General features: G+C 66.6%; 11 protein-coding genes. 3 read left to right on the top strand and 8 right to left on the bottom strand.

Going from position 1 to position 16,106, the window contains the following annotated elements; all coding sequences use genetic code 11:
- Positions 1 to 24: 24 nt before the first annotated feature.
- The 7 genes from V5735_RS21205 to V5735_RS21175 form a co-directional block, all read right to left on the bottom strand.
- The gene (locus V5735_RS21205) at positions 25 to 2,331 is read right to left on the bottom strand and encodes a pentapeptide repeat-containing protein (RefSeq protein WP_423747139.1); all 2,307 of its coding nucleotides are present in this window, start codon (positions 2,329 to 2,331) and stop codon (positions 25 to 27) included.
- 144 nt (positions 2,332 to 2,475) lie between these two features.
- The gene (locus tag V5735_RS21200; RefSeq protein WP_423747138.1) at positions 2,476 to 3,435 is read right to left on the bottom strand and encodes a hypothetical protein; all 960 of its coding nucleotides are present in this window, start codon (positions 3,433 to 3,435) and stop codon (positions 2,476 to 2,478) included.
- A gap of 6 nt (positions 3,436 to 3,441) precedes the next feature.
- Positions 3,442 to 3,972 (bottom strand): hypothetical protein, encoded by a 531-nt coding sequence (locus V5735_RS21195; protein ID WP_423747137.1) that lies wholly within the window; start codon positions 3,970 to 3,972, stop codon positions 3,442 to 3,444.
- Between the two features lie 2 nt (positions 3,973 to 3,974).
- Positions 3,975 to 5,732, bottom strand: coding sequence for a spermidine synthase (locus V5735_RS21190; RefSeq protein ID WP_423747136.1), 1,758 nt, complete (start codon positions 5,730 to 5,732; stop codon positions 3,975 to 3,977).
- 66 nt (positions 5,733 to 5,798) lie between these two features.
- Positions 5,799 to 6,497, bottom strand: a complete 699-nt coding sequence (locus V5735_RS21185) for a hypothetical protein (protein WP_423747135.1) — start codon at positions 6,495 to 6,497, stop codon at positions 5,799 to 5,801.
- Positions 6,498 to 6,661: 164 nt separating this feature from the next.
- Positions 6,662 to 7,741, bottom strand: a complete 1,080-nt coding sequence (locus V5735_RS21180; RefSeq protein ID WP_423747134.1) for a saccharopine dehydrogenase family protein — start codon at positions 7,739 to 7,741, stop codon at positions 6,662 to 6,664.
- A gap of 2 nt (positions 7,742 to 7,743) precedes the next feature.
- Positions 7,744 to 7,875 (bottom strand): hypothetical protein, encoded by a 132-nt coding sequence (locus V5735_RS21175; protein ID WP_423747133.1) that lies wholly within the window; start codon positions 7,873 to 7,875, stop codon positions 7,744 to 7,746.
- Positions 7,876 to 8,188: 313 nt separating this feature from the next.
- Between V5735_RS21175 and V5735_RS21170 the strand changes: the two genes are divergently transcribed.
- From V5735_RS21170 to V5735_RS21160, 3 genes are read left to right on the top strand one after another with little or no spacing between them, the layout of a single operon-like run.
- Entirely contained in the window at positions 8,189 to 9,166 is a 978-nt protein-coding gene (locus V5735_RS21170; RefSeq protein WP_423747132.1) for a DUF1616 domain-containing protein, read from the top strand.
- A 3-nt stretch (positions 9,167 to 9,169) separates the two neighbouring features.
- Positions 9,170 to 12,163 carry an FtsX-like permease family protein gene (locus V5735_RS21165; RefSeq protein WP_423747131.1) on the top strand — a complete coding sequence of 998 codons (2,994 nt, stop codon included), beginning with the start codon at positions 9,170 to 9,172 and terminating at the stop codon, positions 12,161 to 12,163.
- Positions 12,156 to 13,871, top strand: a complete 1,716-nt coding sequence (locus V5735_RS21160) for a sodium/phosphate symporter (RefSeq protein ID WP_423747130.1) — start codon at positions 12,156 to 12,158, stop codon at positions 13,869 to 13,871. Before V5735_RS21165 ends, V5735_RS21160 begins: the two co-directional genes overlap by 8 nt.
- Here the strand turns inward: V5735_RS21160 and glmS are convergent.
- Positions 13,858 to 15,657, bottom strand: a complete 1,800-nt coding sequence (gene glmS, locus V5735_RS21155) for a glutamine--fructose-6-phosphate transaminase (isomerizing) (protein ID WP_423747129.1) — start codon at positions 15,655 to 15,657, stop codon at positions 13,858 to 13,860. The two genes, V5735_RS21160 and glmS, sit on opposite strands and share 14 nt — an antisense overlap.
- Positions 15,658 to 16,106: the final 449 nt, after the last annotated feature.

The following is a 16,106-nucleotide window of genomic DNA, read 5'->3' as shown; positions in this document are numbered from 1 at the left end:
GTCGAGCGCTCCCCCGACCCTGCATCAGTTGCCGCCGAGGACGCGCTTGAACAGCGTGAACGTGAGGAGGGTGAAGAACAACCCGTTCAACATCCCCTGACTCGCGGCGAGCACCCGCGCCACGTGCCCGAGCGGGTTGATGTCCCCGTAGCCCACCGTGCTGAAGCTGATGTAGCTGTAGTACACGGTGTCGAAGAGGATTTCCGGTGACGACTTCCCGACCTCCGCCGGGTGGAAGACGCTGCCCGCCTGCGTCAGGAACGGCCCGCCGAGCGCGTAGAGGATGCCGAACAGCGCGGGCAGGAGGAAAGTGAGCGCGGCGATTCGCGGCAGTCGGTTCCCGTAGCCGCAGGTTATCTGCATGAAGAAGTTGAGCGTGACGCTCGCGGCCTTCTTGCCCCGCGCCCACGTGTTCAGCGAGTACTCGTTGAGGATGATGTCGAGGTTCTTCTTGCGGTTGTAGTAGTAGTGTTTGAACTCGAACTCCCTGCTCGTCGGCGTATCGCCGACCGCATCGGCGCTCTCCTGTGCCTTTCGGTACGTCTCCTCGATTATCTCGTTGTTCATCTCGACGGCGAACTGGCCGGTGGCGCTGTTCCCGACGAAATCGTGAATCGTCCAGTCGTTGCGTTCGAGGTACACGTGGTGGTTGCTGAAATCGAAGTGATCGAAGTCGGTGAGGCAGAACCGGAAGTGGTCGAGGAGTTTGTGTTCGTTCCCCTCGCCGTCCAGTTGGACGCTGCCGACGGTCGCGCGCGTGAAGTCGTACGGAATCGCGTTGCCGCCGACCTGCGTGATGGTCCCGCCGTTGACCGTCGCGTCGGTGAAGTCGATGTACGTCTCGCGGTCGCCGCCGAGCAGACGGAAGTTCGCAGTCTCGTGGACGACCGCGCGGCGGAAGTCACAGGACCCGTGGAACGTCGCGTCCCAGAACGAGACGTTGGTGAAGTTCGCTGCCTCGAACTCCGCGTCGTCGCGGAACGTCGCCTCCTTGAACGACGCGTTCTCCTCCATGTGGCGCGCCTCGCCTTCGAACACCGCCCCGCGAAACTCCGCCGGGCCGTCGAATGTCGCGCCGCGGAAACTCGCATCCTCGTTGAACCGCGCTTCGTCGAACCGCGCGCGGCCATTGAACGCGACGCTTTCGAACGTCGCGTCCCCCTTGAACTCGGTTTCGACGGCGACGATATCGTCGCCGACGGTGCTCCCGGTTAAATCGACCTCCTGTTCGAACACCGCACCGTCGAGCTGTATCTCCCCGGCGACCTGTAGGCGCTGGCAGTCGGTGCGCGCCCGAAACGTCGCGCGGTCGAAGTTGACCGACCGTTTGAACGTCGTCCCCTCGAAGTCCGAAAACCGGAAGCGCGCGAGCTTGAAATCCGCTTCGCCCTCGAAGGTCGCCCCTTCGAACGTCACGTCGTCGTTCGTCGTCCGACTGCCGCCGTTGAACTCGACGCCGCGGAATTCGGCCAACTGCATGAATCGAACGTCGGTGAAACTCACGTCGTCGTCGAACCGCGCTTCGTCGAAGTCGGCCATCCGGTGAAACGTCACGCCGTCGAAGCGGGCGTCGCCGCTGAAGTTGACGTGCTCGAAGTCGGACCCGGCGGTGAACTCCGCCCCTTCGAACGTGACGTAATCGAACGTCGCCTGTCGGAAACTCGCGTCGTCGCGGAACGTCGCGTCCGCGAACGAGATGTGGTCGTCGAGGACGTGACTGCTGCCGCTGGTTTCGACGTTGCGGAAGTGCGCGACGCCGTTGAACGTCGCGTCGGCGAAACTCGTGTCCGAGCGAAACACCGTCTCGTCGCAGTCGATGTCGCCCTGAAACACGGCACCCTCGAACCGCACGTCCTGTTCGAACGTCGCCTCGTCCGTCGTGACGTTCTCCCGCACCGTCAGCTCTCTCGCATCGACGGTGCCCGTGACGACCGAATCCTCGAACTTGAGACGGCCGATGCTCGCCTCGCGGAGGATGAGTCCTTGGTCGAGGCGACCGTGGGTCAAATCCAGTCCGTCGATGCTCGCGTGCTGGAAGTTGAGGACGTGGTTCGTCGTTCCGTTGACGTCCTGGTACGTGAGCGAGAGATGTGGCAGGTCCGCCCCGACGTACTCGTTGACGCGGGTGTCCGCCGATTGGAGGTTCGACCGGAGGATTTCGACGATATCGTCGGCCGTGACGTCGTGTGTCGCGCGCTCGTTCCGACTCATGTGGAACACGCAGTATTCGCTTTCCGGGTGGGCCTCGTGCGGGCACTCCCACGTGGTCTGCAGTTGCGCGTCCGTCTGCGTCGCCGGGTCGAACGTGTATCGACAGGTCGTTGACGACATCAGCGCCGGTTGTGGCTCATTTCTCGACATAGCTGTGTAGCGTCCGTGTACCGCCCCATCGACCGTCTGTCGGGACGGGGCGGATGGTTCGTACTTCCTTCATTTATTAGGCATTAGATATATAGTTTATGTAGAACGCGCGCTTCAATCCAGGACCGAACGTCGTTCTTCCGGCGACAGTTCGGCGTGAACCGCGTTCGGAGAGCAGTGTTCGCACTCGCGCGCCGGGTTGGTGCTCCGGTCGTACGTCCGCACGGGTCTGCCGAACAGGAAGAACGCCTCCATCTGGTGTCGCTCGATGATGGCGTCGGCCGCCGCCCCGCAGTTGGGACACCACTCCTCGTCGTCGTCCGCCGGAACCTGAAACGTCACTTTTCTCCGGCCGAATCCCGCGTTCGAGTAGGCTTCGCTCCGGGACATTTCGATGAGGTCCTCGGTGGGATACGGTTCGGCGTCGATTTCGTTGTCGAATCCGGCGTCCGAAACGACGTCGGTCGTGAGATACGGGCCGACGTGGACGGTGTTGTCGTAGCCGACGAAGTGGACCGAGAGGTCGGCGCTCCGTCCCGTGACCGTCACGTCGTGGCCGTGCCCGACGAGGTAGAGTTCGAGGTCGGTTCGCGCCCCCGTCACCTCGATTTCGTGTTCCATGCCGACCGCGTAGACGCCGACCGACGGGTCGCTCGCGCTCCCCGACTGCTGCCAGCCGAGCGTCGAAACGTCGTACTCGTCCGGCGTCGCCGTCGGCGACACGCCGTCGGAATAGACGTTCTCCGCGCCGGGGGCCGAGAACCCGCCGTCGACCGCATCGGCGGCGATGAACACGTCCTCGGCGTCGATGATGCGAACGTCGCCGTCGGCGCGTTCGACGTAGCCGTCCTCGATGTCCCCACGAATCGTCGTTTCCGCGTCTGCGACGTCGCCGTCGCCATCGACGGCGTGGTGGGTGAAGACGTACTCCGCGTTGCGAACGTCGAAATCGCCGCCGACGCTATCGCTCGCCACGAACACGTCGGCGGGGTCCCGGAGTTCGACCGGGGGTCGGTTCGAGCCGTTGAGCGTGATATCTCCACTGTACGTCGTCTGTGTTCGGTTGTTTGCCATCGTGTGTCACTCCGTTGGGTGTCGGTTCGCGACACCGGCCGGTGTCGCGGGTGGTTCGTGCCGTCGAATCAGTTCCGTCTCGGTGTAGAGGGCGAGGCCGTGTTCCGGGTAGGTGTGGTACGTCTCGTATCCGGCGTCGCCGACCAGAATCGTCGTCCACGCGTCGGGGCCGAATCGGTAGGCGACCGTCGCCGCGTCCGGGCCGGGAAACGCGCTCATGGGTCGTCCTTCGACGACGGTCGTCGCGCCGACGCGCTCGCCGCCGAACCGGAACTCCCGCTCGACGGCGGTCGAAAGCGGCGTCTCGTGCGCCGTCTCCGAGGAGATGGAGTTACAGGAACACAGTTCGTGGAACCCGAGTTCCGGGAGGCCGACGTAGTGCGACTCGCCGATGACGGTGAACACCGCCGGGCGGTCGAGGAGCGTGTCGGGATGGACTGTCTTCACGTCGAGCGACGCGAGGTCGGGCGCGTCGCTGGTGTACCCGAAGTACAGCGTCGTGGGCGTGTCGGCCGTGTCGTGCGTGTTGGAGGGCATGGTTAGGTGTCGATGAGGATGTCGTAGTTCGGGTGGAAGATGGTGTTCACCCGGACGCCGCGGTAGTGGGGCACCGGTTGCCAGCGGCGGTCGCGGTACCGGTCGGCGTATCGGTTCACGTACGCGGTTCCGTTTTCGACGCCGAGCGGCCGTCGGTCGCCGGGTGCGAACACGTAAAACCGCTCGATGCGTTCGGTCTCGCCGTCGCTGTCGATGTCTTCCCACGCCCAGTACGGCAGTTGGCGGGTGAACCCGGCGGCACCGACCGTGTTGACGAACGCCTTGTGGTGTTCGGGGTAGCTGTCAGCAGAATACGTCCACGTCACCAGCACGCCGTCCGAGGTGAGGTGGCGACGCACCGAACCGTAGAACTCCTTCGAGTAGAGTTTGAGCAGGTCGTCGTTCGTCGCTCCGGGGATGTCGAGGAGCACGAGGTCGTACCGCTCGTCCGTCTTCCGGAGGTACTGGTAGCCGTCGGCGATGGTCGTGTTCAGCCGCTCGTATTCGTAGGAATCGTGGTGCCACCGGCTGAAGAACGGGTCGTTTTTCGTCCGGTTCATGAACTCGGCGTCGAGGTCCACCTGATCGACGGTGACGTCGTACTTCCGAAGGTGGTCGATGGCGACCCAATCGCCGCCGCCGACGACGAGCACCTTCGTCTCCGGGCCGTGTTCGAACATCGACATCGGGACGTCGACCAACCCGTTGTGATAGCTGTCCGCCCAGCTATCGCACATCTGTATCGCGGAGCCGAGTCGGAGACACCGTTCGGTGTCGCCGGTGAAGTACGGATTCGGCCCGGCACCGGTCCACGTACGCTTGTACCGGATGACGTGCTGGTACGGCGTCGTCTCCTGCGAGACGACCTGGGCCCGCATCGCGCCCGGTTGATACTCGTTTTCGATGTGTTGTTCGAGGTAGAGCTCCGAGAGCCGTTCGTCCGCCGCGTCGTGTTTTGCGACGACGCCGCCGTACGAGACGGTCAACAGCAGGCAGACGACGAGGAGCACCGTCGGAACCCGACGGACGAGCGGCGCTCGAACGTCGAGCGGCGTCCACGACCACTCGCCGAAGCGGACGATGAAGACAAGCGCCGCGACCGCGTTGAGCAGCGCGAGGACGAATATCGTCGGGATGAGTCCCCAGCCGGGATAGAGCACTCTGGCGTACAGCACCGCTCCGGCGAGGCCGCCGACGTAATCCATCGCCAACACGACCGAGAGGCCGCTCCGCGTTCCCGTCTTTCGCTCTACGTCCCAGAAGAGACGGAGGACGGCGATGACGCTCCCGTGCACCCGTCCGCCGAGGCGACGGAGCCACGCGGGGGCCGCTTCCCCGTCGTCTCCGAGTTCGTCCACCATGTGCGTCAACAAGGGGAGTTCGAACCCGGAGAGGAACCCGACGGCGACGACGGGGAGACGCGCGACGACCCAGAGCAGTTCCGCCGGGACGGCCGGGGGAATACGCACGCTGTTGAGGCCGATGACGAGCAGGAATCCCGCCGGGGCGACGGCGGCGAGGAACACTTCCGTCCGGAAGAAGTTCCCGCCGTGAGTGTCGGGATTCAGGTCGTCGGAGAGCGCGGCACCGATGCCGAGGCTGAAGAAGTACAGTCCGACGGTGATGACGTACTGGGTCACCGTCTCGCCGTACATCACCGTCAGCAGTTCGGAGTAGACGAACTCGTAGACGAAGCTACAGAACGACACGACGAACGTGAGTGCGAGGAACGTCGTTGTTCCGGTTCGCCTCTTAGCCATGTATCGCGGGGGTGTGGGGTACCATTGCGTTTCCGTTGATAGTCGTGTTGCGGACCGCGGACGCGTTCAGATGCGCGGCGACACTTTCCACTCTTCGTCGATGTTGAACCCATCGCCGATGCCGCTGTCGATTTCGAGGTCGAAACACTCCCAGCGGAAGTTGTGATTGCCGTCGGCGTCCATGACGTTCGCACCGACGCGATACCAGCCGTCCTGCGAGATGCCGCTCCGACCCGAAACGTCGTATTCGACGGTGCCGCTCGGATTCCGGAACGTCTTGTCCCACGGGACCGCCCCGGCGTCCGGCGCGTCGTCCTGCATTTGCGCGGTGCTGCCGAGGTAGGCGATACCGAGCGTGGCGATTGCGACCTGATACCTGGTCACGTCGTCGTCGTGGTCGTCGTACCAGTCGTCGGCGTAGCCGCCGCCGTGATACCACGCGTAGCCGTGGCCGGTTCGCGGGGCGGACGAGTAGCTCCCCGAGCCGCGACCGGTCGCACCCCGGCCGCCGCCACCGCCGTTCTTGCCTTTGGCGCTGGCGATTCCGACGGGGCTCAACATCCCGGCGGACCCCTGATTCCCGTCGTACCGGGACATGAGCCAGGGGTCGTCGACGAGGTCGATGACGAGCGACCCGGATTGCATCTCGAAGTTCGTGATGACGCTCGATTTCCGTGGAGGGGGGGAGGAGTCGCTACCGAGGCATCCACTCAACGCGGCAACTGCTCCGATTCCGGAGGCGAGGACGAATTGACGACGGCGCATAGTTTTCTATTCAGCTATAGAAATTAGACAACTCCATAATCTATCTTGTGGTTTAGTTTATGACTATGGTACTCATCGGTCGGGAAAAGGGCTAAGCCGAGCGACACCTTGACCGACGCGTTCGTCACTGTCTCGGCCGCTTGCTGGTAACTCTCCCCCGACGCCTACACCGGCGGCGCTTCTTCCCGACCGACCGCGTACCCCGCTTCTCGAAGCGCCGTCACGAACCGGTCGGGTGCGAACAGTTCGTGGAGGTGCCCCACCCCGGCGCTCGTACCGTCGTCCCACAACCGTCGGACGGTCGTGGTGGCGACCAACGCCGTCGCTCGAGCCTGATTCGGGCCGCGAACCCATCGAACGAACCGTTTCCGTCGCCCGTTCGCGGTTCCGACGACTTCCGTCTGGACGACTGACTCGGCCGCGCCGAACGGCGCGCGGTCGATGAGCGACGCGAGGCGGTCGGCCCCGACGAGCGACACGAACGGTCGTGCGAGTCCATGTCGCGTCGTCGCGGCGACGTATTCGGTCAGTAGCCGCGAATCGTAACAGAGTCGCGTCTCGACCGACGGAATGTCCGTCGTCCGCGCGAGGACGTGCTGGTCGGCGAGGTTCGCGCGGTACGCCCGACGGCGACCCCACCCCGACAGGACGACCGTCCGCGGGTCCGTGAACGCCTGAACGGGCGTCCGTCGCCCCTCGCGTTTCACCGCGAAGTCGGTGCTGGCCGCCCCGACCGTCCATTCGAGGCTGTCCGGACCGAACGACTCGCCCACTCCCAGCAGGAGGGTGATGTCCGCTCGGTCCACCGTTTCGAGCGCTCCGGCGCTCTCGGCGACGAACAGGTTCGTCATGCCGGGCGACAGGCCGACGCTGAGGACGCCCGACGCGCCCGTCTCACGGGCCATGTTGTCGAGCGCTTCTATCTCCCGAAGGTGCGTATCCGTCGGTGACACGTCCACGTAGTCGATTCCCCGCTCCAGACACGCGGCGGCGAACGCCGGACCGCCTTGGTCGAGGCACACGACGACCGTGGAAACGCCGTCGAGAACGTCGTCGAAGGTCTCGGGGGCATCGGTATCCGCGACACCGGGCCGGAGTCCTTCGACCGACGCCGCGAACCGCTTCGCTTTCTCGGCCGTTCGTCCGGCGGCGACGACCCGCCCCGGCGCGTCCGCGACGAGTCGGGTGCTGACGACGCGACCAACCGCGCCGTAACCGCCAACGACGAGTACGTCTCCCGGCATCGTCACCGGTCGCTCGGACGGATTTCGACTCCGCCGCGGTCGTTCGATTCGTCGAGCGGGTCGGTCGGACGCCGATTTCTCTCTCCGGAGGGTACCATCGGACTTCGTGTCGGAATCGTGCCGACGTCGTTCATCTCGTTTTCCCGTTCTCGGCCAACTGTTATTACTGTAGCTGCTAAAAGTGGGCCATAATTATAACAAATATAGTAAAATAGTACGGTTTGGTTAATAATAAGTGCCGGGAACGACGACTTTTCTCCCGGTTCATCGACGCTCGACGGGCGAACGCTCTCCCCCGATTTTTGCCGTTCGACCGGCTCACCGACTCTGACCGGTCGTATCGCGTGGTCCCGTCGATTCAGCCGGTAAAATCAGCCGTTGTTCGCACGGAGATATGTGTCGGATTTTCAGAAGGATTCTTGACGACGGCTGTCGTCCGCTTGGTGAATGAGTGATACGTCCACGTCGACGTCCGGGTTCGACCTTCGGTCATCGGCCGACCTCGTCGCGGTGGACGTGTGTTCGGTTCTCGCGGCCGGGTCGCCGTTCGTCCCGTTTCTCGGTGCACAACCGATTCGACTCGTTCTGACGCTTCCCCTCGTCCTCTTCTTTCCCGGCTACGTCCTACTCTCCGCGCTGTTTCCGCCCGGGGACGGAACGACCGACGATACCCGACTCGACGGATTCGAGCGCGTCGGATTCTCCGTCGTGGCGAGCGTGCTCGTCGTCGCGGCGGTCGCGCTGGGTCTCGACGGGTCGGGCGTCGGCATCCGGCCCGTTCCGGTGCTGTTCTCGACCGCCGGGTTCACCCTCCTCGTCTCGGTGGTCGCGGCCGCGCGTCGGCGCCCCGAGCGCCGCTCCGTCGGCTTCCCGTCCCCGAAGCGCACGCTCCGCCGTTTCCGGATTCGGAGGGCGGAAACGCGTCTCGACAGCGTGCTGAACGTCGTGTTAGTTTTGCTTCTCGTCGCCGCGCTCGTCAGCATCGGCACGGCGCTCGGCGGACTCGGGCGGACGGAATCGTACACCGAGTTCTACCTCAGTACCGGAAACTCGTCCACGGCCGCTCCGTCCGCGGGTGTCGCGGCCCCCGATTTCGACGGCAGTATCGGCATCGAAAACCACGAACACAGTCGGGTTCGCTACACGGTCGTCGTGCAACACCAGCGCGTCCGACCGAACGACCCGATGTCGATTCGAACGCGGCGGACCCTCACGACGCGCCGCGTCACGCTCGACGCTGGCGATAGTCGCACCATCCCGTACGCCGTTCCGTCGTCGGTTGGCGGTCCCCACCAGCGCGTCGTGTTCCTGCTGTACGAGGGGGCCGTGCCGCCGACGCCGACCGTCGAGAACGCGGATCAGGAGATTCACCTCTGGGCGACTCGGACCGCGAACCGCTCCGAAACGACGCGGGGACGGGGGTAGTCGGTGGGCTACAGACGACACCTGCTCCGTCGATGGTCGCGCCGCGATGCGCTCGCCGTCCTCGTCGTCGTCGTGGCCGTCGCGTTCCTCACGGGCACGACCCTCGTCGTCCTCGCCGCCGGTGCGCAGACGACCTCCATGGCGAAAGAGTACACGACCGAGGGCCACGCGACTTTCTACCCGACCGTTTCGAGCGCCCGCGCCGCGGCGGACGGCGAAGCGGTGGTTCTCCCCACGGCGACGGTCGAGGGGGCGGACGGTACCGACACCCGTGTCGTCGGCGTCGCCTGTCCGCAAGCGACGTCGTTCGACCGCCGGTCGTCAGTCACGATTCCCTGTCCGCCGGAGTCCGGGGGGGTGACGGGCGACGTCGCGTCGGAAACGAAGCGCGTTGTTCGCGGGCGGGACGCTCGACTGTCGCTGTCGGTTCGCCCTCGACACGCGCCGGAGTCGGTCCTGCCGCCGCGGTGGTACGTGGCGAACGAGTCGGTGGTCGAGCGGCTCGGCACGACGGGTGCGTTCGTCGTCGAACACGCGTCAGCCGCCTCCTCCGCCTCCGTCCCGCCCGGCGGCGTTCCGCTCCGGTCGGCGCTCGCGTTCTTCCTCGCCGGGATGCGGCAGGTCGTCACCGTCCTCGGGTTGACGGCGGCGGGGGCGGGCGTCCTCGTCGGCGTCACCGTCTACGGCGTCACGCGGATGCACACCTACGACCGGCGGCGGACGATTTTCGTCGCCCGAGCCACGGGGGACCGTCCGACCCGGATTCGCCGCCTGTACGCGCTCAGGTCGGGGGCGCTGACCGCTATCGGTACCGCCCTCGGGTACGCCGTCGGCGTCGTCGTGACGCGGACGGCCGTCAACGCCGCCGTGTACCTGCACATGCCGACGTCGCTCTCGATTCGCGTCTCCCCTCGCGCCGCGGCGATACTCCTGCCGCTGTACGGCGTCGTCGTCGTAATCGGCGCGTTCGCCGGGTATCTCGCCGCACGCGCCTGTACTCGCGGGCCACCCGTCCGGTCGCTGTCCCCGCGAGGTGGGTCGGGGTGGAGCGCCCGTCTCGCCGATTCGCTCTCCCGCGGTCGGTCCCTCGCCCTGCTCGACTGGCGAATTCTCGTTCCGAGCGTCGCGCCCCTCGCGGCGTTCTGTCTGGTCGTCGTCCTCGTCGCGTCCATCGCGGGCGTCGTCACGCCGATGGTCCGAACCGGCGGGACGACGGTCGCCCAACCGGGCGCGTCGCATCCGATAGACAGCCGCGTTCCCGAGAGCTACGCGACGGCGCTCCGCGACCACGGAACCGCGGCCAGCCCCGAAATCCTCGCGTTCGCCGTCCGCGACGGCCGACCGATGTTGGTTCGCGGGGCGAACTACGGGCCGTTCGAACGCGTCTCGAACGCGACCCTCGCCCGCGGGCGGCGGCCCGACGACCCCGGCGAAGCCGTCATCGGTGCCGACCTCGCCCGTACCCTCGGCGTGACGACGAACGACTCGCTCACCCTCGGCGGCAGCACGGTTCCGGGCGTGACCCGCGTCGAAATCGTCGGCGAGTATCGCGCGCCGGGTCCCTTCGACGACCAACTGGTCGTCTCGCTCGAAACGGCTCGCCACCTCGCCCGCGTGGACCGCGGGATGGTGCAGGTGATTCGGACCACGGCGACCGTCGCCACCGACCGCGACACGGCCGTCGTCGGCGTCTCGACGCCCGAACGGGTCCCGCGAAACGCCACCGTCCCCGTTCGGGTGCAGATCGAAAACCTCGGTTCGTCCCGCGTGACCCGAACCCTAACCGTCGAAATCGACGGCAGAACGCGCGCTACCTCCGTCACGCTCGGGCCGCACGAACATCGGGAGGTCGCGGTCCGGGTTCGGGCGACGCGACTCGGCCGTCATCGGATTTCGGTCGGCGGGCAGACCCGTTCGATTCGCGTCGTTCCGCGCGACGCCATCGAACTACGCGGCCTTCCGGCGCGAGCGCCGCCCGGTAGCACTCCCCTCGTCAGCGTACTCGGCGTCGGCGGCGCACCGGTTTCCGACGCGACGGTTTCGGTCGGCGGGCGGACGGTGCGGACCGGTTCGAACGGCACCGCACGGGTCCGACTCGACGCGACGGGGAACGCGACCGTTCGCGCCGCGCACGGCGGACGGACGGCGCGCGAGACGGTGACGGTTTCGCGCGACGCGCCGCGCTCCCTCTCCGCCCGCGTTCGGGTTCGGCCGTCGAAGCCGTCCCTCCTCACCCGTCCCACCGCCCTCCTTACCCTGACCAATCCGTGGAACGACACCCTCTCGAAGACGGTGACGCTCGTCGCCGACGGCGAGCGGGCCACCCGCCGGGTCACGCTCGAACCGGGCGCGCGAACGACGGTGAGCGTCGGTCTCGGTCGCCAAACGCCCGGGTCGCACACGGTTCGGGTGACCGCCGACGGACGGGAACTGGGAACGGCGACCTACCGCGTCACGGGCGACGACCGAATCGCCACCGCGCTCGCCAGCAGCGGGGCCAGCGGCGAGACGGGCATCGGCCGCGCGATTTCGACGGCGTTCGGCAACCTCAACCTCCTCGTCGCCGTCCTCGTCTGCTTGGCCGGGCTGATGACCGTCGGGAGCACGACGGCGACCGTCGCCTACACCGTCCACTCGCGCCGACGCGTGTTCGGCGTCCATCGAGCGACGGGGGCGTCGCCGCTCGGTCTCCTCCGAACCGTCCTCGTGGACGCGGCCGTCGTCGGCGCGGTCGCAACCGTCGTGGCGCTCGCGCTCGCGCTCGGCGTGCTCTCGCTGTTGGCGAACCGCGACCTGCTCGTGCTCTACGGCATCCGCATTCCGCCGGTCTTGAACCCGCGCGTCGTCGCCGGTGCCGTGGTCGGCGGCGTCGGCGTCATGTGTCTCAGCGCCGTCCTCGCCGTCGCGGCGCTCACGACCGCGCAACCGGGAGCGCTCCTGTCGGCGGTTCCCCGACACGCACGCGACCCCGATACCGGGGGTGACGCGGATGACTGACCGCCGTCGCTACCTGCTCGTCGGCCTCGCGGTGTTCCTCGTCGGCGCGGCGATGCGGACGCTCCCGCTCCACTGGACGTCCCTGCCGTACAACGTCGACGGCTACCACTTCGCCGCGCTGGCGCGAAAGGCCGGTACCGCGGGGCACCTCGCCGCCGCCGGTCGGTTTCTCAACCCCGACGAGTACGTCTTCGCCGCGTACCTGACCGGGGTGAGTCAGGCGACCGGCGCGAGTCCGCTCGCCGTCTCGCAGTTCCTCGTCGCGGTCATCGGGACGGTTCCCGCGCTCGTCGTCGTGAGCGTCGTTCGCCGGGTCTGTACTCGGCGCGACTGGAAGCCGTCGCACACGCGGTTCGCGGCCGCCCTCGCCGGGTTGGCGTTGGCCGCCGAGGGCGTCTACCTCGGTCGTTCGGCCGCCGTCAGCAGCGAGATGCTCGGCCACGCGCTCGTCCTCGTGACCGTCATCGCGTTCTACCGGGCGCTTCGGACCGAACGACCGGCGTGGATGGCGCTGACGCTCGTGTCCGTCGCGTTCCTGCCGTTCACGCACAACCTCGGCGCGATGGTCGCCGCGCTCGCGTTGCTCGCCGTGTTCGTCCGCTCGCTCCGACGACCGACGACGCGCCGGGTCGCGTTCGGCGTCGTCGTCCTCGTCGGTTTCTGGACGTTCACGGTGGCATACTACCAGGTCACGGGATTGGCGGAGGCCAGCTACGTCTCCTCGCTTCCCGGCCTGTTTCTCGCGTGGGTGGTCTTCCTCGTCGCGTTCGTCTCGCTGCTCCCGTCCGTGGGAACGACCGTCCAGCGCCTCGTTCCGGCGGGCCTCATCGTCGGCGTGGTGACGCTGTTGGTCGCCAACCACTTTCTTCCCATCTTCCCCGGCACGGCCGGTACCGATGCGCTCCAACTCGCGCTGTTGCTCCCGGCCGCGGGTATCGGTCTGCTGGCCGCGTGGGGGTTGCCGCGGGCGTCCGACGCGAGGGGACCCGCCGTCGTCGTCGGTTCCCTCCTCGTCGCCCCGCTCGTCCTCATCGGATTCGCGCTGACCGGTTCCCTCACGCACGAGTACGAGTCGCTCGCCGTCCGAAGTCAGATATTCACCCACTTCACCATGTGCGCGCTCGCGGCGCTGGCGGCCGTCGATGTCGGCGTCCGTCGCACGTCGAAAACCGCGGTTCGGACCGCCGCCCGTCGACTCGCGGTTCCGCTTCTCGCGCTCTGTGTGGTCGCGAGCGTTCCGGTCGCCTTCGCGGGTCTGCACGCCACGTCCGCTCAACCGACGGTAACGCCGTCCGAGTTCGCCACCGCGACGTTCGCCTCGAACGAGATCGACGGCGGGTGGGTCGGCGACGGACACGTGGTCATCCTCTCGACGAACTACTACCCGGCCCGGGCCGACGCGCGATACACGCCGCTGTACGGGTGGCTCCACGGGAACGGACCGCCGCCGAACTGCCCGGTCGTCGCACAGCGGTCGTGGACGACGGTCGGGGCGCAACTGTTCCCGTCGTCCCCGACCGCGGTCACGACGCGCCGCTACGACCGCTGGGTCGCCCGGCGAAACGTCGTCTACTCGGCACACGGGCGCGACCCGCTCGTCATCACCACGCCGCGCGGGAGCGGCGCCTGTTCCGTCGATACCGGTCGCGGTCCCGCGGCGGGGCTGTCCGCCACCGGAAGCGGTCGCGGAAACGTCACTCGACGGTGACGCTCTTGGCGAGGTTTCGCGGTTTGTCGATGTCGCGTCCGAGGTGGTCGGCCGTGTGGTACGCGAGCAGTTGGTACTGCACGTTGACGAGTATCGGCGCGAGCGTGCGATTCGTCCGCGGAATCGTCAGCACCTCGTCCGCGAAGCGGTCGACGGACGACACGCCGTCGGTGACGGCCACGAGCGGCGCGCCGCGCGCTTTCACCTCCTTCGCGTTGGCGACCGTCTTCTTGGCGGTTTCGTCGTCGCCGACTACGGAGACGAAGACGGGCGTGTCCTCCGTCACGAGCGCGAGCGGCCCGTGTTTGAGTTCGCCCGCGGCGAACCCCTCCGCGTGCTCGTAGGTTATCTCCTTCATCTTGAGCGCGCCCTCCAACGCGACGGGATACTGCAACCCGCGGCCGATGAAGAAGTAGCTGGAACTGTCCGCGAGTCGCCGGGCCGTCGTCGCCGACGCTGTCGTCTCGAGGAGACGTTGGACGTGCCCCGGCAGTTCGGTGAGCGCCGAAACGAACCGCTCCGTCTCGGCGCTCGGCCCACCGGCCGACTGGAGCGCGAACAGCACGAGCGTGACGAGTTGGCTGGCGAACGTCTTGGTCGCCGCGACGCTGATTTCCGGTCCCGACCGGATGTAGAGCGCGTCGTCGCACTCGCGCGCCGCGGTGCTGTCCACGACGTTCGTCAGCGCGAGCGTGCGCGCACCCTCCGCGGTGGCCGTTCGGAGCGCACCGAGCGTGTCCGCCGTCTCGCCGCTCTGGGTGACGCCGACGACCAGCGTCCCGTCCCGTACCGGTGGCGGGGACAGCGCGTACTCGCTCGCCAGATACGCCTGCGCCGGGATTCCCCGCTTTCGCAACAGCTTCGCTCCGTAGAGCGCCGCGTGATAGCTCGTTCCGCACGCGACGAGGTGGACGGACTCAGGACGGTAGCCGTCCTCGATGGCGTCGAGCGAGACGGAATCGCCCATCGAGAATCGGTTACGGAGGCACTCGCGCAGCGCGTTCGACTGTTCGTGAATCTCCTTTCGCATGTAGTGGTCGTGGCTACCCTTGGTAACCGACTCCGCGTCCCACTCGATTTCCGTCCCCGTCTTCGACTGCGGCGTGCCGTTCCCATCGACGATGGTGTACCCGTCGTCGGTGAGGAATGCGAACTCCCCGTCGTGTAGGTGGACGACGGTATCGGTGTGCCCGACGAGCGCGGTCACGTCGCTCGCAACGTACGTCCCGTCGCCGACGCCGAGGACGAGCGACGAATCCTTTTTCGTCGCCATCACTCGGTCGTGGTCGTCGAATATGACCGCGAGCGCGTAGCTTCCGTCCAACTTTTCGACCGCACGGCGGAACGCGTCCCGCCGCGTCGCTCCGGTGTCCAAGTAGTGACCGATGAGGTGCGGGACGACTTCCGTGTCCGTCTCGCTCTCGAACTCGTGGCCTAACGCCCGCAACTCGTCGCGGAGGAGTTGGTAGTTCTCGATGATGCCGTTGTGCACGACCGCGACCCGGCCCGCACAGTCCGTGTGCGGGTGTGCGTTCTCGTCCGACGGCTTTCCGTGCGTGCTCCATCGCGTGTGACCGATACCTGCCGCGCCGCCGCGGTCGAACTCCGAATCGACCGTCCCGACGAGTTCGTCGAGGTCCCCTTCGCGCTTGACGACTCGGATAGCGGAGTCGCTGACCGCCAATCCCGTCGAGTCGTAGCCGCGATACTCCAACTTCGACAGTCCGTTCAGCAACGTCGGAACCATGTCGCCGCCGTCCCCCGCACACCCGATGATGCCACACATAGAACGGTCACCTCCAGTGGGCGGCGTTTGCTCGTTCCATCGACGCTCTCTCGTCTTCGCTTTCCCCGATCGATTTCGACGCTTCTTCGCGCTCCGGCGGTTGTGTCGTGTGAACGCGGCGCCCACTAGCGGTCTGTCGTCCATCGAGCCATGACGGTATCATATATATCACGGCCCTCCTAAGTGGGCACCTTTATTTGTTATTTAGAGGGTTCCGACGGTCTAACCTGGATATCTTGACGCTATCTGGAGGCCGCTCGTCTCCCCTCGTGACCGCTCCGGGATGGCGGGACCACGAGTCGGGGCGAATGCGGCCACTTCGACGTTACATCCCGTCGCAGCGGTCGATAAGGACGTTACGACCGGTCTATCTCGAACGTACCGTTCGTCGTGACGTGCGTTCATCCGTTCGAACCGTTGTTCGTCCGACGTAACGAATCCGTTCCGCG

It is taken from the genome of Haladaptatus sp. SPP-AMP-3 (assembly GCF_049568665.1).
Classification (GTDB): Archaea; Halobacteriota; Halobacteria; order Halobacteriales; family Haladaptataceae; genus Haladaptatus; species Haladaptatus paucihalophilus.
Note: the sequence above shows the minus strand (reverse complement) of the source record. Positions and strands in the feature narration are given on the sequence as shown.